This window comes from Roseococcus sp., assembly GCF_965227005.1.
In the GTDB taxonomy this organism is placed as follows: domain Bacteria; phylum Pseudomonadota; class Alphaproteobacteria; order Acetobacterales; family Acetobacteraceae; genus Roseococcus.
In genome coordinates, this window is the sequence record NZ_CBDDFJ010000018.1 from 45,270 (window position 1) to 64,783 (window position 19,514).

21 protein-coding genes are annotated in these 19,514 nt (G+C 69.7%); 10 read left to right on the forward strand and 11 right to left on the reverse strand.

Annotated features, from left to right (window positions below; genetic code table 11):
• Positions 1–102: 102 nt before the first annotated feature.
• The 7 genes from ACO057_RS08800 to ACO057_RS08830 all read right to left on the reverse strand — a co-directional run bounded on the left by ACO057_RS08800 (position 103) and on the right by ACO057_RS08830 (position 7,079).
• On the reverse strand, positions 103–939 hold the full coding sequence (locus tag ACO057_RS08800) for a DMT family transporter (protein ID WP_421990714.1): 837 nt from the start codon (positions 937–939) through the stop codon (positions 103–105).
• Positions 940–957: 18 nt separating this feature from the next.
• The gene (locus tag ACO057_RS08805; RefSeq protein WP_421990716.1) at positions 958–1,590 is read right to left on the reverse strand and encodes a YciI family protein; all 633 of its coding nucleotides are present in this window, start codon (positions 1,588–1,590) and stop codon (positions 958–960) included.
• 57 nt (positions 1,591–1,647) lie between these two features.
• Entirely contained in the window at positions 1,648–2,466 is an 819-nt protein-coding gene (locus ACO057_RS08810) for an ABC transporter ATP-binding protein (protein ID WP_421990718.1), read from the reverse strand.
• Positions 2,463–3,248, reverse strand: coding sequence for an MlaE family ABC transporter permease (locus ACO057_RS08815; RefSeq protein WP_421990720.1), 786 nt, complete (start codon positions 3,246–3,248; stop codon positions 2,463–2,465). Before ACO057_RS08815 ends, ACO057_RS08810 begins: the two co-directional genes overlap by 4 nt.
• Positions 3,245–4,285: an alanine racemase gene (alr, locus tag ACO057_RS08820; RefSeq protein WP_421990722.1), complete on the reverse strand. Its 1,041-nt coding sequence runs from the start codon at positions 4,283–4,285 to the stop codon at positions 3,245–3,247. Before alr ends, ACO057_RS08815 begins: the two co-directional genes overlap by 4 nt.
• Complete coding sequence (locus ACO057_RS08825) at positions 4,286–5,788, reverse strand: replicative DNA helicase (protein ID WP_421990724.1); 1,503 nt, start codon at positions 5,786–5,788, stop codon at positions 4,286–4,288.
• 229 nt (positions 5,789–6,017) lie between these two features.
• Positions 6,018–7,079 (reverse strand): hypothetical protein, encoded by a 1,062-nt coding sequence (locus ACO057_RS08830; protein WP_421990726.1) that lies wholly within the window; start codon positions 7,077–7,079, stop codon positions 6,018–6,020.
• Positions 7,080–7,213: 134 nt separating this feature from the next.
• Between ACO057_RS08830 and ACO057_RS08835 the strand changes: the two genes are divergently transcribed.
• Positions 7,214–7,771, forward strand: coding sequence for a hypothetical protein (locus ACO057_RS08835; RefSeq protein ID WP_421990728.1), 558 nt, complete (start codon positions 7,214–7,216; stop codon positions 7,769–7,771).
• Between the two features lie 15 nt (positions 7,772–7,786).
• Here the strand turns inward: ACO057_RS08835 and ACO057_RS08840 are convergent, their stop codons facing one another.
• On the reverse strand, positions 7,787–8,905 hold the full coding sequence (locus ACO057_RS08840; RefSeq protein ID WP_421990730.1) for an MFS transporter: 1,119 nt from the start codon (positions 8,903–8,905) through the stop codon (positions 7,787–7,789).
• Between the two features lie 86 nt (positions 8,906–8,991).
• On the opposite strand from ACO057_RS08840, the gene ACO057_RS08845 reads away from it, so the two are divergent.
• The 3 genes from ACO057_RS08845 to fdxA all read left to right on the forward strand — a co-directional run bounded on the left by ACO057_RS08845 (position 8,992) and on the right by fdxA (position 12,665).
• On the forward strand, positions 8,992–11,916 hold the full coding sequence (locus ACO057_RS08845) for a helicase-related protein (protein WP_421990732.1): 2,925 nt from the start codon (positions 8,992–8,994) through the stop codon (positions 11,914–11,916).
• A 62-nt stretch (positions 11,917–11,978) separates the two neighbouring features.
• Positions 11,979–12,260, forward strand: coding sequence for an RNA-binding S4 domain-containing protein (locus ACO057_RS08850; RefSeq protein ID WP_421990734.1), 282 nt, complete (start codon positions 11,979–11,981; stop codon positions 12,258–12,260).
• Positions 12,261–12,332: 72 nt separating this feature from the next.
• Positions 12,333–12,665: a ferredoxin FdxA gene (gene fdxA, locus ACO057_RS08855; RefSeq protein WP_421990736.1), complete on the forward strand. Its 333-nt coding sequence runs from the start codon at positions 12,333–12,335 to the stop codon at positions 12,663–12,665.
• Positions 12,666–12,793: 128 nt separating this feature from the next.
• Here the strand turns inward: fdxA and ACO057_RS08860 are convergent, their stop codons facing one another.
• Positions 12,794–13,348, reverse strand: coding sequence for a hypothetical protein (locus tag ACO057_RS08860; RefSeq protein ID WP_421990738.1), 555 nt, complete (start codon positions 13,346–13,348; stop codon positions 12,794–12,796).
• Between the two features lie 145 nt (positions 13,349–13,493).
• Here ACO057_RS08860 and ACO057_RS08865 point away from each other — a divergent pair, with 145 nt between their 5' ends.
• The 5 genes from ACO057_RS08865 to ACO057_RS08885 are packed head-to-tail and all read left to right on the forward strand — an operon-like array spanning position 13,494 to position 16,469.
• On the forward strand, positions 13,494–14,285 hold the full coding sequence (locus tag ACO057_RS08865; protein ID WP_421990740.1) for a CarD family transcriptional regulator: 792 nt from the start codon (positions 13,494–13,496) through the stop codon (positions 14,283–14,285).
• An 8-nt stretch (positions 14,286–14,293) separates the two neighbouring features.
• Positions 14,294–14,719, forward strand: a complete 426-nt coding sequence (locus tag ACO057_RS08870) for a SufE family protein (RefSeq protein WP_421990742.1) — start codon at positions 14,294–14,296, stop codon at positions 14,717–14,719.
• On the forward strand, positions 14,716–15,387 hold the full coding sequence (locus ACO057_RS08875; protein ID WP_421990744.1) for an NAD-dependent epimerase/dehydratase family protein: 672 nt from the start codon (positions 14,716–14,718) through the stop codon (positions 15,385–15,387). The genes ACO057_RS08870 and ACO057_RS08875 overlap by 4 nt, the downstream gene beginning before the upstream one ends.
• Positions 15,384–15,941 carry a DNA-3-methyladenine glycosylase I gene (locus ACO057_RS08880; protein ID WP_421990746.1) on the forward strand — a complete coding sequence of 186 codons (558 nt, stop codon included), beginning with the start codon at positions 15,384–15,386 and terminating at the stop codon, positions 15,939–15,941. The genes ACO057_RS08875 and ACO057_RS08880 overlap by 4 nt, the downstream gene beginning before the upstream one ends.
• 39 nt (positions 15,942–15,980) lie before the next feature.
• Positions 15,981–16,469: a GNAT family N-acetyltransferase gene (locus tag ACO057_RS08885; protein WP_421990748.1), complete on the forward strand. Its 489-nt coding sequence runs from the start codon at positions 15,981–15,983 to the stop codon at positions 16,467–16,469.
• A gap of 42 nt (positions 16,470–16,511) precedes the next feature.
• Here ACO057_RS08885 and ACO057_RS08890 read toward each other — a convergent pair whose 3' ends face one another.
• On the reverse strand, positions 16,512–17,909 hold the full coding sequence (locus tag ACO057_RS08890; protein WP_421990750.1) for an MATE family efflux transporter: 1,398 nt from the start codon (positions 17,907–17,909) through the stop codon (positions 16,512–16,514).
• Between the two features lie 5 nt (positions 17,910–17,914).
• Positions 17,915–18,694, reverse strand: coding sequence for an SDR family oxidoreductase (locus ACO057_RS08895; RefSeq protein ID WP_421990752.1), 780 nt, complete (start codon positions 18,692–18,694; stop codon positions 17,915–17,917).
• A gap of 197 nt (positions 18,695–18,891) precedes the next feature.
• On the opposite strand from ACO057_RS08895, the gene ACO057_RS08900 reads away from it, so the two are divergent.
• On the forward strand, positions 18,892–19,464 hold the full coding sequence (locus ACO057_RS08900; protein WP_421990754.1) for a TetR/AcrR family transcriptional regulator: 573 nt from the start codon (positions 18,892–18,894) through the stop codon (positions 19,462–19,464).
• The last annotated feature ends 50 nt before the right edge of the window (positions 19,465–19,514 follow it).

Consider the following 19,514-nt stretch of genomic DNA (forward strand, 5'->3'; position numbering starts at 1 on the left):
TCCGTTCAAACGGAATCGTTTGGGCGGATAAAGATGCTCGAAAAACAACATGCTAGAGCGGGTGCAGTGAGCCCTTGCGAACGTACCCGCTCTGGGCGCGGGCTACTTCGCCGTCGCCGCGAGCCAGCCGCCGCCCGTGACCAGGACGAGGGCGGCGGCGACGCTCCAGCTCAGCGCGCCGTGGCCGGCCGTGATCAGCAACAGCGTGGAGGCCACCGGCACCGCATAGGCCAGCGTGCCGAGCAGCCGCGGGTCGCCGCGCTTCATGCCGATATCCCACAGGAAGAAGGCCGCGCCGACCGGCCCGAGCCCCAGCAGCAGCGCGGCGAGCCCCTGCCGCGCATCGGGGAGGACGGTCGGCTCGAAGGCAAGATGCACGGCGCCCGCCAGCACGGCCGAGGCCGCGCAGAAGCCGGCCACCGCCTCGGTCGGCACGGCGGCGAGGCGCCTGGCCGTCACCGAATAGACGGACCAGGTGAGTGCGCAGGCCACCGCGCAGAGAAAGCCGAACCAGGCCCCGGCCGGAAACTGCGCGCCGCTGCCGAGCAGCGCCACGGTGCCGAGAAAGCCGAGCCCCACCCCCACCAGCCGCCGAGGCCCCAGCCGCAGTCCCAGGATCGGCGCGGAGAGCAGCACGATCAGCAGCGGCCAGAGATAGTTGAGCAGATTGGCCTCGACCGCCGGCGCATAGGCCAGGGCCGCGAAATAGAGCGCGTGATAGCCGAAGAGCCCGCCCACCCCGTGCAGCCACACGATCGGCGGCTGGCGCAGCACGCCGAGCTGCCCGCGCAGCGCCAGCATGACGAGGCCGAGCCCGCCTGCGACGCAAAAGCTCATCGCGGTGAGCTGCAGCGGCGGCACCCCCGCGGCCAGACGCGACAGCAGCGCCAGGAAGGCCCAGAGGACGAGAGCGCCGATGCCGGCGAGCGTGGCGCTCAAGAAATCATTCCGGACGGGTCATTCAGGACGGGGCAAAGGCTTGTAGGGCAGCGGCGCGAAGCGCGTGGTGAAGTACTGCATCTTCTGCCAGACGCCCTCCTTCACATAGGGGTCCTCCGCCCAGAAGGCGCGCGCCTCCTCTTCCGTCGGATGCTTCGTGATGGCGATGGAGCCGACCATCTCGCCCTTCGCATTGAGCAGCGCGCCGCCCAGCAGGAGCGTGCCGTCCTTCGCCAGCCCCGAGACGCGCTCGAAATGCGCGCCGCGCACGGCGAGGCGCTTGGCCAGCACGCCCTCGCCATCCTCGGCGATCACGACGGTGTGGGTGGGCTTGCTGGGCGTCGGGCCGCTCGGCAGCGGCTGGTATTCCAGCGGCGCGATGCGGAAGGGACGGGCCTCGTAGCTCTGCCAGACGCCTTCGCGCGCGAAGGGCTCGTCGGAGAGATATTCCTTCGCGCCGACCTCGTCCTCGTCGAGGAACATGATGGAGCCGGCGATGGAGCCATCGGGCCGGAAGGTCGGGAAGCCGAGGTTCATCCGCCCCTCCTTCGCCCAGCGCGTGATGACCTCGAGGTGCCGGTCGCGCACGGCCATGCGCCGGTCCAGCGCCTCCTTGTCCGTGCCGTCCCAGGCGATGATGACGTAGCCCATGGTAGCCTCCCTCCGCGTGGTATTTGCGCGCATCCTGCACCGGGGTGCAGGGGAGGGCTACTTCCGCAATTCCATCTGGATCGGTCCCTCGCGCTCGCCGCGCGCGAACTGGTCCACCATCGCATTGCCCGTATCGCCGAGCGCATTGGCCGGCCCGGTCCAGACGATCCTGCCCTTGTGGATCATCGCCGCGTCGTCGCCGATGCGGCGCGCGCTCGCCATGTCATGGGTGATGGAGAAGGCGGTGGCGCCCAGCTTCTTCACGCAATCCACGATCAGCCCGTCGATCACCGCGCCCATGATGGGGTCGAGCCCCGTGGTCGGTTCGTCGAAGAAGATGATGTCGGGCTGGGCGGCGATGGCGCGCGCCAGGGCCACGCGCTTCTGCATGCCGCCCGAGAGCTCGGAGGGCGAGAGGTCGCCCACGCTGGCGGCGAGGCCGACCTGTGCCAGCACCTCGGCCGCCTTGTCGCGCGCGGCGTTGCGCGTGATGCGCTTCTGCGCCAGCAGCTTGAAGCAGACGTTTTCCCAGACCGGCAGGCTGTCGAAGAGCGCGCCATTCTGGAAGAGCATGCCGGTGCGGTCGAGGATCTGCGCGCGCTCGTCGCGCGAGAGCTTCGACACGTCGCGCCCGTCGATCTCGATGAGGCCCGAATCCGGTTCGATCAGCCCGAGGATGCACTTGATCGTGACCGACTTGCCCGAGCCCGAGCCGCCCAGGATCACCATCGATCGGCCCGCATGCACGTCGAGGTCCACGCCGTCGAGCACGACCTTGCCGCCGAAGGCCTTGCGCAGGCCGCGCAGCCGGATCTTGGGGATGCCCTCGCCCTGCCGATTCACGCTGTCCCGTTCTCCGAGGTCACGAGGGGTCATCGGCTGAAGAACGCCTCGGTGACCACGTAGTCCAGCGCCAGGATCAGGATGGAGGAGGCCACCACCGCCCGCGTCGTCGCCTGGCCCACGCCCTGCGCGCCGCCCTTGCTGTTATAGCCGCACCAGGAGCCCATCAGCGCGATGACGAAGCCGAAGACGGCGGCCTTCGCCAGGCCGCTCATCACATCCATGGTCTGCAGCACGTCGAAGGTGCGGATCAGATAGAGCTGCGGCAGAAAGCCCAGCTTCACCGTGCCGATCAGGAAGCCGCCGAAGACGCCGAGGATATCGGCCACCACCACCAGCAGCGGCATGGCCAGCGTCGCCGCCAGCAGCCGCGGCGCGACGAGATACTTCATCGGATCGGTGCTGAGCGTGGTCAGCGCATCGATCTGGTCGGTCACGCGCATGGTGCCGATCTCGGCCGCCATGGCCGCGCCGATGCGCCCGGCCACCATCAGCCCCGCCAGCACGGGCCCGAGCTCGCGTGTGACGGAAAGGGCCACGACGGAGGCGATCGCGCTCTCGGCATTGAAGCGCGAGAAGCCGGTGAAGCTTTGCAGTGCCAGCACCATGCCGGTGAAGAGCGCCGTCAGCGCCACCACCGGCAGCGAGAAATAGGCGATCTCGACGAAATGCTGCCAGAACTGCCGGAAGGGAAAGCGCGGACGCACCACATGGGACACGCCCGCCAGCGCGAAGAGCGAGACGTTGCCCAGGGTATGGCAGGTCGAAATCAGCGCGCGCCCGATCAGCGCGAGGAAGTCCAGGAACCGGGTCATGCCGAAACGTACCGGCGCCGGTAGCGGTTGCCCAGCGAGGTCAGGACCTCATAGCCGATCGTCCCCTCGATATCCGCCAGGCAATCCGCGTCCTGCGAGGGGCCGAGCACCTCGATGAGGTCGCCGGGCTGGGCCTCGGGCACCTCGGTCACGTCGAAGGTGATGAGGTCCATGGACACGCGTCCCACCATGGGAACCATGCGGCCGCGGAGCATGCCATGCCCCTTGCCGCTGATCGCGCGATGCAGCCCGTCGGCATAGCCGGCCGGAATGGTCGCGATGCGCGAGGGGCGCGAAGCCATCCAGCTGCCGCCATAGCCCACCGTCGCCCCGGCCGGGATGCTGCGCAGCTGCAGCACCGGCACGTCCAGCCGCAGGACCGGCTCCATGGGATTGGGCTGTCCCGGCGTGGGGTTGATGCCGTAGAGCGCGCAGCCGGGCCGGGCGAGGTCGCTCGCATAGCGCCCGCCGAGGAAGATGCCGGAGGAATTGGCGAAGCTGCGCCTCGCACGGGGCAGCTTCAGGCAGATCTCGGCGAAGCGATCGGCCTGCACCGCGTTGAGCGGGTGGTCCGGCTCGTCCGCCGCCGCCAGATGCGTCATCACATAGAGCAGCTCCACCCCCTCGAAGGGCGTGGGATCGCGGGCCAGGGCGTCCAGCTCCGAGGCATCGAGCCCCAGGCGCGACATGCCCGTATCCACCTGGAGGATGGCCGGCCCCTGATAGGCGCGCAGATCCGCCAAGCTGTTGAGCACCGGGGTGACGTCGAACTCCGCTGCCTGGGCGAAGCCGCCCAGCACGGCGATCATCGGCCCGGGGCCGAGGGCCTTGCGCAGGCTGATGGCCTCGTTCGGCTGGGCCACGAAGAAATGCCGGCAGCCGGCATCGCGCAGCGCCGTGGCGACGCGGTTGGCGCCCAGCCCATAGGCGTTGGCCTTCACCACCCCCGCGACCGCGCCTGTCGCGTGGATCGCGCAGAGCTTGCGCCAGTTGCGCACGATGGCGCCGAGATCGATGGTCAGCAGGCCCTGCGACATTCAGTCGCCATAGCTTTGCACATGCTCGGTGTCGAGGTCGCCGAAGCGGGTGAACTCGGCCTCGAAGAACAGCGGGATGGTCCCGGTGGGGCCGTGGCGCTGTTTGGCGATGATGAGATCGGCCTTGTTGTGCGCCCGCTCCATGTCCTGCTGCCAGCGCGTCATCGCGTCCTGGAACTTGGAGTCGTCGGGGAAGTTGGTGATCTTGGGCTCGCGTTGCTTGAGGTAATACTCGTCGCGATAGACGAACATCACGCTGTCGGCGTCCTGCTCGATCGAGCCGGATTCACGCAGATCCGACAGCTGGGGCCGCTTGTCCTCGCGCTGCTCGACGGCGCGCGAGAGCTGGGACAGCGCGATGACCGGCAAAGAAAGCTCCTTGGCGATCGCCTTCAGGCCCTGGGTGATCATGCTGATTTCCAGCACGCGCGACTCGGGCCGAGTGCCGGCGGCGGGCCGCATGAGCTGGAGGTAGTCCACCACCACCAGCCGCAGGCCGCGCGTGCGCTGGATGCGGCGGCAGCGCGTGCGGAGCGCCGAGAGGGTGATGGCCGGCGTGTCGTCGATCAGCAGCGGCAGCTGCGAGAGCTCGCGGCTCACGCCGACGAAATGGTCGAACTCGCGCTGGCTGATCTCGCCGCGGCGGATGCGGTCGCCCTGGATGCGGCTGGCCTCGGACAGCAGGCGGTTGGCGAGCTGGTCGGCGCTCATTTCCAGCGAGAAGATGGCGACCTGGCCGGTGCGCTGGCCGGTCTCCTGGGCTTCCTTCAGCAGGGCCTGGGCCGCGCCATAGGCGATCTTGGTGACGAGCGCGGTCTTGCCCATGGCGGGGCGGCCGGCGAGGATCATGAGATCCGAATTGTGCAGCCCGCCCATCTTGGCGTCGAAGTCGCGCAGGCCTGAGGCGAGGCCCGAGACGCCGCCGCCATTCTCCTTGGCCTTGGCCGCGATCTCGACCGCGCGCGTCAGCGCCTTCTCGAAGGTGATGGCACCGCCCTCGGCGGCCTTCTCGGTCGCGAGGTCGAAGAGGAGCTGTTCGGCCGCCTCGATCTGCTCCTTGCCCTCCAGCTCGGGCTCCGAGCCGAAGGCGCGGTTCACCACCGTCTCGCCCAGGTCGATGAGCTGGCGGCGGATGTAGCAGTCGTGAATCAGCCGGCCGTATTCGCCGGCATTGACGATGCCGACCATGGCCGAGAGCAGCTGCGCCAGATAGGCGGGGCCGCCCACCTCGGTCAGGTCGCCGGTGTGCTCGAACTCGCGGCGCAGCGTGACGGCGTCGGCGAGCTGGCCGTTTTCCACGCGGCGGCGGATGGCGGTGTAGATGCGGCCGTGGATGGCGTCCGCGAAATGCTCGGCCTCGAGGAATTCGCTGACCCGCTCATAGGCCTTGTTGTTGGCCAGCAGTGCGCCCAGCAGCGCCTGCTCCGCCTCGAGGCTCGCGGGCGGCAGGCGCGTGCCGAGGCCGAAGAGGGCCTGGCCGTCAGAAGGTGGGATGCTGTTCATGTGAGGTCATTTTATCCCGGTCGGGGGGCCGCCGCCATGGCTGACCGGTTGTGGATCACGGGGGCAGATTGGCCGGCAACCGCCATTCCGCTCCTTTTGCATGGGTGCCTCGCGATGCGGAAAAGGGCACGCCCTTGTTCCCGTAGGGAAGATTCGGTCCGGGACGGCGGTATCTCTCCCTCTTCGGCGCGGGCCGCCGGCAAGAAAAATTTACCCCCGATCGCGCCTTTCATCCCAGCGATCTTTGCAGCGCCTCCCAGGATGCCGTTCCGGCGGCGTCATAGATGACCGCCAGGTGCTTCTTGAGCGCCTCCTTGCTGACGCCGAGGGCCATGCTGCACTCCTTGCGGCTGCCGCCCAGCGCGGCATAGGCCGCGATCCTCTGTTGCAGGGGGGAGAGGGTGAGCCCCATCACGCGGCGCAGCGCGCTCAGCTGGGAGGGAACCTCCAGCTCCAGGGTGACGAGGACCTGCTCCGCCGGTGCGGGCACGCTGGGCGGCATCGAGGGGCGCATCAGGCTGCAGCGCGCCACGAGCCGGCCCGCCGGCACCTGGAGGACGCAACCCGCCTGCGGAACCAAAGCGAGCTGCGCGCAGAGATCCTGCACGAAACGCGGCGGCTGCTCCGCCGGCCCGGAAATCCGCAGGCCCTGCCCCATGAGGTTGCTGTCGCGGAGCAGGAGTTCGGCCTCCGTGCTCACCAGGAGCAGGCGCCGCCCCGTCCGGTCGACCAGCATATGGCCGGAGACCGCCGCGCGATTCCAGCGGAGCTCGCCCCGTTCCGGACGGGCCGCCTCACGCAGATGAGGCGCGGCGGATTGCAGGATGGCGGCATCCGCCTGCTCGAAGGGCGAGGATTGCTCGCGGAACAGCAGGACGACGAAGCGCGTGCGGCCGTCGATGTCGATGCGCATGTCCAGCGTGTGGTGATGCCCGCTTGCGCGCACCAGGAGATTGAAGGTGTTGGAGCGGTAGTACCCGGCATCGGGCCGCGCCAGATTGCCCAGGCTGATCGAGCCGCGCTGCGCCAGCAGGAAGACATTGATCTCCCCCGGTCCGACGAAGAGCCGCCCGAATTCATTGGCGAAGAGCTCCCGGGCGGAGGCGGGCGAGTTCTCGTGGAAGAAGCCGAGCGGCATGCCCTCCGCGTCCAGCCAGAAGAGGGCCGCCGCCTCGCATCCCACGAGGGCGCGGAGCAGCCGGCAGACCTCGGGGGCGATGAGCTCGATGCCCAGCCCGGCCTGGCAGAGCAGCGTCAGCTCCTGCCGGAGGCGGCGCGTCCTGGCTGTCACTCGTCGCGCTCCCGCTCGGCGTCGGACGGAAGGCCCATCCCCAGGAGGGGAATAGTGCGGGCACCTTCCGTCGCGGACAAGCTTGCCGACACCGGCGATGCCCCGAGGGGGCAGGCCGTCGAAGAGGAGGCACAATGGGCAAAGTGACGGTCGACCAGACCATGGCGGGCTTCATCCTGAGATATAAGGCGAGCACCTCCACCCCCTCCGAGAACCTCGGGCATGTCGATGCGGTCCTGCCCGGCGGGGCGCCCTTCGGATTCTACGCCTCCGGCCGCGATGGCCTGCTTCGGAGCATCGTCTCGACCGAGGGCGTCGTCATGGATTATCCGCTCCTCTCGGCCCGCCGACCGGAATACGTCGACATGAAGAGCGCCCGGGCCAAGCCCTGCCGCTCCGTGCTGGCCGTCTTCGATGTCAGCCCCGCCGCCGCCCGGAGCCTCTGGTCCTTCTGGGGATATCTGCGCTCGCGCGCCCCGGTGTACCGCGCGGCCGGCAGCAACTGCGCGAGCTACATCGCCGAGGCGCTGGACGAGGCGGGGATCCTCAAGGGGGGCGTCGACGGGATCGATACGCCCGACCACCTGCTGGACACGGTGCTGCGCTCGAAACTCAAGGTGTTCCTGCTGGAGGGCTTCGTGTCCTTCACGCCCAGGCCGAAGGGCGAGTTCCTGGTCGAGCTGGAGACATAGGCGGGGGAGGGCGCTTCAGCCCGCTTTCCGGATCCCGAGCCCCAGGGCGAACCCCAGCGCGCAAAGCCCGGCCATCGCGAAGAAGGCGTGCCCGCCCGTCGCGGCGTAGAGGAGGCCGCTGCCCCACATGAGCGCCCCCGAGGTGGCGCTCACCGCCGAGGCGACCAGGGTCTGCGCCCGCGCACCCACGGTCGCCGGCAGGCCGAGCAGGGCCTGCATGGTCGCCAGATGCATGGCCCCGAAGGTCGCCCCATGCAGGATCTGCACGGGGAGGAGCACCGTCGGCTCGGTGGTGACGGCGAAGACGCACCAGCGCAGCACCCCCGCCGCCGCCGCCAGCATCACCAGGCCCCGCACGCCCAGCCGCAGCACGAAACCGCGCCCATAAAGGAAGAGCAGCACCTCCGACACCACGGCGAAGCCCCAGAGCGCGCCGATCAGGCCCGTCCCCAGTCCGGCCCGCTGCCAATGGATGGTCGAGAAGGCATAATAGAGCGCGTGGCTCCCCTGGATCAGCGCGGTGATGACCAGAATCCGCACGAAGCCCGGCTCGCGCAGCGGCGCCCAGAGCGAGCCCTTCGCCTTGGCCCCCGGCCGCCGCCCGTCCGGCAGGCGCAGCGCCAGCCCGGCCGTCGCGATCAGGGCCGCCGCCAGGATCCAGGCCGCCATGCGCGGCCCGCCCAGGGCCACGGCCTGCCCCGCGAGCACGGCGCCGATAATATAGGTGATCGAGCCCGACGCGCGGACGCGCGCATAGTCGAAGCCGTGGTTCCGCACCGCGCCCACCGCCAGGGCATCCGTCAGCGGCACCACCGGGGCGACGGCGATGGCATGCACCACCTGCACGGCCAGCAGCAAAGCGAGCCCGGCCACGAGCCCGAAGCCCATCGCCGCCGCGGCCGCCACCACCGCCGCGATCGCCAGGATGACGCGCACGTCGCCCGCGCCATCGGCGATCCGCCCGCCCGCCGGGGCGGCCATCAGCTTCATGACGGAGCCCGCCGCCATCACCCCGCCCACCTGTCCGGCGGTCAGCCCGCCCTCGGCGAGGATGGCCGGCAGGAAGGGCGTCATGGCGCCGATGCCCAGGAACTGGGCGCCGTAGATCAGGGCGAAGCTGCGGGGAGGAGACACCGGCGGCAATCTCCATCGCGGGGCGCTAAGTTGCAATCACGCGTGCATGGTCCATAAGGCTCCCGACTTTTGCTGGAATAACGGTCATGTTCGACGCTCGCGTGAAGGCCATTCTCGGCCCGACCAACACCGGAAAAACCCATCTCGCGATGGAGCGCATGCTCGCGCATTCCTCCGGGATCATCGGTTTCCCGCTGCGCCTCCTGGCGCGGGAGAACTATGACCGCATGGTCGCCCAGAAGGGCGAGGCCCATGTCGCGCTCATCACCGGCGAGGAGAAGATCATCCCGCCCGGCGCGAAGTGGTTCGCCTGCACGGTCGAGGCCATGCCGCTGGATCGCAAGGTGGAATTCCTCGCGGTCGACGAGATCCAGCTCTGCGCCGACCCCGATCGCGGCCATATCTTCACCGACCGCCTGCTGCACGCGCGCGGCCTGGTCGAGACGATGTTCATGGGCGCGGAGACCATCCGCCCGCTGATGCAGCGCCTGGTGCCGCAGGTCGAGATCGAGACGCGCCCGCGCCTCTCCAACCTGACCTATGCCGGCCCGGTGAAGCTGACGCGCCTGCCGGCCCGCAGCGCCGTCGTCGCCTTCTCCGCCCAGGAGGTCTATGCGATCGCCGAGGCCATCCGCCGCCGCCGTGGCGGCTGCGCGGTCGTGATGGGGCGCCTGTCCCCGCGCACGCGAAACGCCCAGGTGAAGATGTACCAGGATCGCGAGGTTGATTTCCTCGTGGCCACCGACGCCATTGGAATGGGCCTGAACATGGACGTCGACCACGTCGCCTTCGCGAGCCTGCAGAAGTTCGACGGCAATTCGCCGCGCGCCCTTTCCGCGCAGGAGGCCGCGCAGATCGCCGGCCGCGCCGGCCGCGGCATGCGCGACGGCACCTTCGGCACCACCGCCGAATGCCCGGCCCTGTCCGACGAGATGGTCGCCAAGATCGAGGGGCATCATTTCGAGCCGCTGCAGTCGCTCGTCTGGCGCAACAGCGACCTCGACTTCTCCAGCATCGACGCCCTGCTCGACAGCCTGAGCGCGCCCTCACCGCAGCCCGGCCTGACCAAGGGCAATGACGCGACCGACCACATCGTGCTGAGCCATCTCGGCCGCGAGGAGCCGATCCGCGCCCTCGCCTCGTCGCGCGCCCGGGTGCAGCTGCTGTGGGAAGCCTGCCAGATCCCCGATTTCCGCAAGCTGGCCGACGACACCCACACCCGGCTCTGCGCCCGCGTCTTCACCAATCTGGCCGAGGACGGCACCCTGCCGTCCGACTGGATCGCCGCGCAGATCGCCTCTTGCACCAGCACCGAGGGCGACCTCGACACGCTGATGGCGCGCCTCTCGGCCATTCGCGTCTGGGCCTATATCGCCGCCCGCGCCGACTGGGTGCGCGATGCCGAGGTCCAGCAGGAAGCCGCCCGCGCCGCCGAGGATGCCGTTTCCGACGCGCTGCACGAGCGCCTGACGGCCCGCTTCGTGGACCGTCGCGCCGCGCATCTGATCCGCAGCCTCGACAGCACCGAGGACGAGCTGCTTTCCGCCGTCACCCGCCAGGGCGAAGTGGTGGTCGAGGGCCATAAGGTCGGCCACGTGGTCGGCTTCGACTTCGTGCCCGAGCATGGCGAGGGCGGCGAGGAGGAGAAGAAGCTCATCCTCCGTGCCGCGCGCCGCGCCCTGGTGCAGGAGATCCCACGCCGCCTGGCCGCGCTGGACACCGCCAAGATCGATGGTCTGGCCCTGACCTCCGAGCACCGCATCACCTGGGACGGCGCGGAGATCGCCCGCCTCAAGATGGGCAGCGAGCCGGGCAAGCCGCTGATCGAGGTGAATGCCTCCGAATTCCTGGACGGGCCGCAGCGCGAGCGCATCCGCACCCGCCTGGCCGGCTGGATCGAGGGCGTCCTCTCCAAGGACCTCGCGGCCATCGCGGCCATTGAGGCCAAGGCCGCCGAGGACAACACGCTGCGCGGCCCGGCCTTCCAACTGCGCGAGACGCTCGGCCTCAAGCCGGGCGACACGCGCAACAACATCGGCCATGAGCTGCGGGCCAAGCTGAAGGCGATCGGCATCCGCGCCGGCCGCTTCGCGCTCTATGTGCCCGAGGCGCTGAAGCCGCGGCCCATGGCGCTGCGCGCGCAGCTCTGGGCGCTGAGCTTCGACCTGCCGACCCCGCCGCTGCCCGCGCCGGGCCTGGTCTCCATCCCGACCGACGGCGTGATGGCGCTCTCCTGGCCCGAGGGCTTCTCGGCCATCATGGGCTGGGTCTCCGCCGGGCCGGTGCTGCTGCGCCTGGACGTCGCGGAGCGCGTGGCGGCCGAACTCGGCTACCTCACCCGCCGCGCGCCCGCGCCCCTGCCGCCCGAAATCCTGGGCCGCTTCGGCATCAAGGGCGACATGCTGGAGCCGGTGCTGACCGCGCTCGGCTTCCGCCTCATCCCCTCCGAGGTCCTGGCCGAGGACATGCAGGGCCCGGTGCTGCCGGCGATGGTGGCCTGGGCGCGCCCCGCCGCGCCGCCGCGCCGCCAGAACCAGCCCAATCGCGGCCGTGGTCCCAACCCGAACGCCCGCCGCGACCAGGCGCCGGCCGAGGGCGCGCCTGCCGCCGAGGGCGCCGCGCCGGCCGAAGGGGCCGAGGCCCCGCGCCGCAACGACGGCCCGCGCCGCGACCGCAATCGCGGTCCCTTCCCCGGCAAGGGCGCCCCGCGTCATGGCCAGGGTCAGGGCGCGCCGCGTCCCGATGGCGCGCCGGCCGAGACGCCGCGTCCGGAAGGCGCTCGCCAGGATGGGCCGCGCAATGATGGGCCCCGCCGCGACGGCAATCGCGGCAACTTCCCGAGCAAGGGCGCCCCTCGCCGTGACGACCGCCGCGACGATCGCCGGGGCGGCCCCCCGCGCGACCGCGACCGCTCGGGCGGTCCGGAGACGCGGACCTTCCATGAGGACCGCCCCTCCACGAGCGTCGAGGACAGCCCCTTCGCCGCGCTCATGAAGCTCAAGCTGAAGTAGCGCGTCAGAGCCCCATGCGCCGGAGGACCACGCCGCTGCTTCCAGACGTGATTCCCTGACGGATGGGGACGGGGGCGGATTTCCTGCGCCTCGATACCTGGCTCTGGCACACGCGCCTGGCCAAGACCAAACCCGCCTGTGGCGCGCTGATCGAGGCAGGCGGGTTCCGCCTCAACCGCCAGCCCGTCACCAAGGACCACGCCCGGATTCGCGTCGGCGACCTGCTCACGTTTTTCTGGGCTGGCGAGGTCCGGGTCTGGCGGGTTCTGGCGCTCGGCGAGCGCCGGGGACCGCCGGAAGAAGCCCGTTTGCTGTATGAGGAAGTGGGTGAAGGGCTGCCCTGACGCCCTTGCGCTTGTCAACGCAACGCTGGGGCGTCATTTCTACCGCGACTGCGAAGATCAGGAGCCGCTTTCGTGACTTATGTCGTCACCGAAAATTGCATTAAGTGCAAGTTCATGGATTGTGTCGAGGTGTGCCCGGTCGACTGTTTCTACGTCGGCGAGAACTTCCTGGTGATCCATCCGGATGAGTGCATCGACTGCGGCGTCTGCGAGCCGGAATGCCCCGCCGAGGCCATTCTGCCCGATAGCGACGATCAGGCCACGCCCTGGCTCGAGATCAACCGCAACTACGCCAAGACCTGGCCGAACATCACCCGCAAGGGCGAGCCGCCGGCCGATGCGGAGGAGTGGAAGGACAAGCCTGGGAAGGCGGAGATGCTGAGCCCGGAACCGGGCAAGCCCTGAGACCGACTGCCGTGGCTCGCGCGCGGGAGGCAATGCCTCTCCGTGCGTGACAGGGGTGCATTTTTGTGCTATATCATTACGACGGAAGCGTCCTCTCCACGGCCAGAAATCGAAAGCTGCCAAGGGGTTCAGCGCGTTCGGCTCCCTCCTTCCTGGGTTGCAGGAGTCTCGTCGCACATGGTCACGTCGCCTCGGAGTAAGTCCTCGCCCGCGCGTGCCAAAAAGGCCCCCATCCCCGTCAAAAAACCGGCCGCCAAGGCCGGGTCCGTGAAGGTCGCCGCCAAGGCAGCCTCTCGCCCCGCGCCCAAGCCGGCCCCTAAGCCGGTGAAGGCGAAGCCCGCGGCCAAGTCCGGAACTTCAAAGTCTGGGACTTCAAAGTCTGGGACGCCAAAGGTTGCGGCGCGAAAGGTTGTGGCGCCGAAGGCGGCAGCTTCGAAGGTCGCGGCTTCAAAGGCGCGGCTGCCCAAGCCCGCGGCTCCGAAGGCCTCGGCGTCGAAAGCCGCGGTGACCAAGACCGCGGTGACCAAGGCCGCGGGATCGAAAGCCGCGGTGTCCAAGGCTGCGGTGTCCAAGACGGCGACCAAGGCTGCGGCCCCGAAGATGGTCGCCAAGCCGGCGCACAAACCAGCGGCGAAGCCCGCTCCGAAAGCCGCGACGAAGACGGCACCGGCCCCGATGCCCATTCAGGCGGTGGTGAAGAAGCCAGCGCCAAAACCGGCCCCCCCGCCCGCCCCCCAGGCGGACGCGAAGCCGGATCCGACGACTGAACCGGCAGCCAAGACGGCTGCCATGCCCGAAGCCACTCTTACCAAGGCAGCAACCCGTCCAGTGACCAGCAGCAAGGCCCCCTCGGCCAAGTCCCCTCCCAAATCCGCTTCCGAGAAGCCGGCCGCCGTCGCCCCGACCGTTGCCGTGGCGCCCGTGGCCGAGCCGCCGGCGGCGCCTGTCGCGCCGCGCCCCAACATCATCGTCGCCGCCCCTCCGAACATGCCGATGCGCGGCGGCGGCAATCCCATGTCGCCGCGCCCGCCCATGGGCCGGCCCAACATGCCGCCGTCCTTCGCCGTCCGCAGCCCCGGCCGCCCCGGCTTCAACGAGCCGCAATCCGGCCCGCCGCGTCCGCCGGCCGCCAAGATCGAGCTGAAGGCGGGCGACCATGTCGTCTACCCGACCCATGGCGTCGGCACCGTGCAGGGCATCGAGATCATCGAGGCGGCGGGCATGGAAATGCACATGATCGTCGTCACCTTTGAGGAGAACCGCATGACCCTGCGCGTTCCCGTCAACAAGGTGCCCACGGCCGGCCTGCGGAAGCTCTTCACCCAGAAGGAGTTCGAGGCCGCGATCGACACCCTCAAGGGCCGCGCCCGCATCAAGCGCACCATGTGGTCGCGCCGCGCGCAGGAATACGAGGCCAAGATCAACAGCGGCGATCCCATCCAGATCGCCGAGGTCGTGCGCGACCTGCAGCGCAATGCCGGCCAGCCCGACCAGTCCTTCAGCGAGCGCCAGATCTATGAACAGGCGCTGGAGCGCCTGGCGGCGGAATACGCGGCCATCGAGAAGATCGACAAGCTGACCGCCAGCGACCAGCTCGTCGCCTTCGCCAAGGCCAGCTGAGCGGTATCATGACCGTGGACGCGCCCTCCTTCACCATCGAGGAGGTGATCACCGATCTCGAGGAAGGGTTCTCCCTCTTCGACGATTGGGAGGACCGCTACCGCTACCTCATGGACATGGGCCGGGAACTGCCCGTGCTCACGGCCGAGGAGAAGGTGGAGGCGAATCTCGTTCCCGGCTGCCAGTCGCGCGTGTGGTTCGTGCCGCGCCGCGAAGGGGAGCGGCTGTATTTCCGCATCAACAGCGACGCCGCCATCGTCCAGGGGCTGATGGCGCTGGTGCTGCGCGTCTTCAACGGCCGCACGGTGGAGGAGATTCGCGCAGCCGATCCGAACTTCCTGACGCGGCTGGGGCTGGGCGAGCATATCAGCCTCTCGCGCCGCAACGGCGTGTCCGCGGTGCTGGCGCGCATCCAAAGCGCGGCGCGCGCTTGAAGGTCCTCGTCTTCGGCGCCACCGGCATGGTGGGGCAGGGGGTGCTGCGGGAATGCCTGCGCGCGGCGGATGTGACGCAGGTGGTGACCCTCGGGCGCAGCGCGACGGGGATCGACCACCCGAAGCTGCGCGAGATCGTCCATCCAGATCTCTTCGACTATGCCGGGCTGGAGGAGGAACTCGCGGGCTTCGACGCCTGTTTCTTCTGTCTCGGCGTCTCCTCCCTCGGCATGGCGGAGGCCGATTACCGGCGCGTGACCCATGACCTCACGCTGGCCGCCGCGCGGGCGCTGGCGCCGCGCAATCCGGCGATGACCTTCGTCTATGTCACCGGCGCGGGCAGCGACAGTGCGAGCCGGACCATGTGGGCGCGGGTGAAGGGCGAGACCGAGAACGCGCTGCAATTCCTCCCCTTCAAGGCGGTCTATCTCTTCCGGCCGGGCATCATCCAGCCGCTGAACGGGGCACGGCCGAAGGTCGCGTGGATCCAGGCCATCTATCTTCTGCTGAGCCCGGTCTTCAGCCTCGCGCGCCGGCTCCTGCCGCGCTGGGTGCTGACGACCGAGGTGATCGGCCAGGCCATGCTGAACGTCGCGCGGCATGGCGCGCCGCAGCCGGTGCTGGAGATGGCGGATATCGACGCCGCCGCGAAGGAAGCCGCCGCATGACCGAGCCGCATCGCTGCAGATGGTGTGAATCCGACCCCCTGCTGCGCGCCTATCACGACGCGGAATGGGGCGTGGAGGAACGCGATTCCCGCGCGCTCTGGGAGTCGCTGAACCTGGAGGGCGCGCAGGCCGGGCTCGCCTGGATCACGGTGCTGCGCAAGCGCGAGGGCTATCGCCGCGCCTTCGCGAATTTCGATCCCGAGAAGGTCGCGGCCTTCGGTCCGGCGGATGTCGAGCGGCTGATGGGCGATGCCGGCATCATCCGCGCGCGGGCGAAGATCGAGGCGACCATCGGCAATGCGCGCGCCTATCTGGCGATGCGGGCGGCGGGCGAGGATTTTTCGGAATTCGCCTGGGGCATGGTGGGCGGGAAGACGATCCGGGGCGATGGCGAAACCGTCCACGCCAAGACCGAGCTGTCCGAGGCGATGTCGAAGGCGCTGAAGAAGAAGGGCTTCAAGTTCGTGGGGCCGGTGATCGTCCAGTCGTGGATGCAGGCGGCGGGAATGGTGAACGATCACGCGAAGGCTTGTTTTCGGAGGGGGATCGCTTAGGGCGGTCCCGGCTTCGGACAATTTCGGGGAGAGCGTGGGGTGGAAAAAGACGGGCATGTCGCGTTCAGGCCGGCGAGGGCCGGCGACGGCGAGGCGGTGTTCGAGGTCACCCGCGCCTCGGTGGCCGGGCTGGCCCGGCATCACTACTCCGGCCAGCAGATCGCCGGATGGATGGGTGATCGCACGCCGGCCTATTACGAAGGCCTCATCGGCCTGGGAAACATGGTGGTCGCGGAATGCGAGGGCGACATCGTCGGTTTCGTGGATGCGGAACCCGGCGAAGTCACGCGGCTGTTCGTTCTGCCCGGGGCATCGGGGACCGGCCTGGGGAGACGCCTCCTGGAGGTCGGCATCGCCCGGGCGCGATCGGGCCATTCGGGGCCCATCCGGCTCGAATCGACCGTCAACGCCGAAGCCTTCTATCGGCGCCACGGCTTCGAACGGGTCGGGACGGGTATCTTCTCCCACGGCCTGGGCGGGGACGCGATCGAGATCGTCCATATGGAACTGAATCCGGTCGCCGTCTGACGTCGTGCCGAGGCGCTGGCGCACCGCGCGGGATGCGGGCGATTACCTCGCCCACACCGTCTTCGACACCATCACCACGCAGCACAACGCCGCATAGACCACGAAGGAGCCGGCCACGATCGACGCCAGCGTCGCGATATCGGCGCCGAAGACGCTGACCGCGACCCAGCCCAGCCCCGCCGCGATCGCCAGCCGCCCCGTGACGCCCAGGAAGGGCCACAGCATGTGCCCCGCGCCCTGGCCCGCGAAGGACACGACGAAGCCCAGCCCGAAGAACGCATAGAAGGGCGCCACGATGCTCAGATAGGCCGTCGCCGGCGCCAGCACGTCGGCCTCGTCGGTGAAGAGATTCAGCCACAGCCCCGGCCAGAGGGCGATCACCAGCCCGATCGCGCCGGTGAAGGCCGCGCCCACCAGCCCGCCCGTCCAGGCGATCTCCCGTGCCCGCGGCCGCCGGCCGGCGCCGATGTTCACGCCCACCATGGTGAGCACCGCCGAGGACAGCCCGAACAGCACGGGGATCAGCAGGTAGTCCAGCCGCGAGGCGATGCCGTAGCCCGCCAGGGCATGCGTCCCGAAGAGCCCGACCGCGCCCGTCACCAGGATCACGGTGAGGTTGGTCAGCACGGTGCTGAGCGCCGTCGGCAGCCCGACCTTCAGGATATCGGCGAAGAGCCGCCATTCCAGCGGCGCCCAGCGCAGGGCGAGCCCGGAGCGGCCGGAGGCCATGTAGTGCAGCAGCACCAGCGACGCGCCGCCGAAATACAGCGCGAAGGCCAGCCCGCCGCCGGCGATGCCCATCCGCGGAATGGGCCCGAAGCCGAAGATCAGTGCCGGCGAGGCCGGGATCAGCACCAGCGCGCCGCCCAGCGTCACCAGGGCCGGCACCTTCACATTGCCCGAGCCACGCAGCGCGGCGGAGAGCAGGTTCACCACCCAGATCGCGATGGAGCCGGCGAAGATCCAGTTGGAGTAGAGCAGCGCCGCCTCCAGCGCCCCGTCGCGCCCGCCCAGCGTGCGGTAGAGCCAGGGGCCGCCCTGGATGGTCGCGAAGGTGAAGGCCGCGCCGACGACCACCGCCAGCACGATGGCGTGCAGCACCAGCGCATCGGCGTCGTGCTGCCGGCCGCCGCCGATCGCCCGCGCCACGGAAGAGGCCACGCCGCTGCCGAGCCCGCCGCCCGACATCATCATCATGAGCATGTAGACGGGGAAGACGAGCGCCACGCCCGCCAGCGCGTCGGTGCCGAGCAGGCCGACATAATAGCCCTCGGCCACGTTCACCGCCGTCTGCGCGATGAGCACGGAGATGGTGGGCAGCGCCAGGCGCAGCAGCGTGGCGAGGATGGGGCCGTCGAGCATCGCCGCGCGCGCCATGGCCTTGCGGTCCACGGCCGGCGCGGCGGTGGGAGGAGCGGCGGCGAGCGTGGCCTGGCTCATGGCGGTCAGGCTGCGGCGCGGTAGACGGGCGCGCCGGCGGGCGCGCCGGTGTGGCCGCCATCGACGACGATCTCGGCGCCCGTGACGTGCTTCGCGTCGTCCGAGGCGAGGTACAGCACGGCCTTCGCGATATCGTCCGCCTCGCCCATCTTGCCGAGCGGGATGGCGAGGGAGAGCTGGGCGTCCAACACGTCCATGGCCGCTTCCGTCGGCGCGGCGAAGGACCAGATCGGCGTGCGCGTGCCGCCCGGCACCACGAGGTTCACGCGGATGCCCTGCGCCGCCAGCTCCGAGGCCAGCACGCGCGACATGGCGCGCAGGCCCGCCTTGGCCGCCGCATAGGCCGACCATCCGGCCACGCCCAGCACCGCGTGCACCGAGCCGTTGAGGATCACCGCGGCGCCCCGGCCCAGATGCGGCAGTGCCGCCTGCACGGTGAGGAAGCTGCCGTCCAGGTTGTTGCGGACGATGTGGGAAAAGGCCTCGGCCGTGGTGCCGCCGAGCGGCGTGGCACCGCCGATGCCGGCATTGGCGAAGACGATGTCGATCTTGCCGAAGCGCGCGATGCCCTCGGCGACGGCGCGCTCGGCCGCGCCTTCCTCGGTGGCATCGGCCTGCACGGCCAGCGCGCGATCGCCGAGTTCGCGTTGCGTGGCGTCGAGGGTCTGCCGGTTGCGCCCGGTGACGACGACCTCGGCGCCCTCGGCGAGGAAGAGCTTCGCGGTGGCGAGGCCGATGCCGCTGGTGCCGCCCGTGATGAGCGCCGTCTTGCCTTGGAGACGCATGGTGGAAGTCCTTGTCCGGAAGGGCCGAACGGGCTTGAAGCCCGGGCCGCGGGTTGTTAGATTACAATCATAATGATTAATTACGATCGTAATGCAATGGCGGCCATCGAAGATGGACGCAATGTTATGCCGGCGGATCGCCGCGGCCCGGGACCGGCTGGGGGCGTGAATCCGTCGGCCCCGATGCGGAGCGGGCCATGAGATACGCGAAGGGCCACAAGGACGGGACGCGCCAGCACATCGTCGAGGTCGCCGCGAAGAAGTTCCGGGAGGAGGGCGTGGCGGCGGCGGGCATCGCCGGCCTTATGGCCGAGGCCGGGCTGACCAACGGCGCCTTCTACAACCACTTCGAATCCAAGGAGCATCTCGTCCAGGAGGCGATGGCGCACGCGCTTGGCAAGCGCGAGGCGGCCCTCCGCGAGGCCGGCCCCGGCGCCGGCGAGGGCTTCATCCGCAGCTATCTCAGCCCCGGCCATCGCGACGGCCCGGGGCAGGGCTGCTTCACGGCGGCGCTCGCGGCGGAGATCGCGCGCCATCCCGCGCCCACCCGCGAGGCCTTCCAGGGCGCGGTGCGCAGGACGCTCGGGCATATCGGCGCCGAGCTGCCCGAGGAGCTGTCGGCGGAAGAGCGCGAGCGCAGGGCGGCCGCGATCTACGGGCTGATGATCGGCACGCTGCAGCTGGCCCGCGCCGTGACGGACCGCGAACTGTCCGACAACATCCTGGCCGGCGGGCTGGAATCCGCGCTGGAGCTCGCCGGGAAAGGCTAGAGCTTTTTCCGATCATCTTCACCCGATCAGGCAAAGCAGCCTGATCGGGA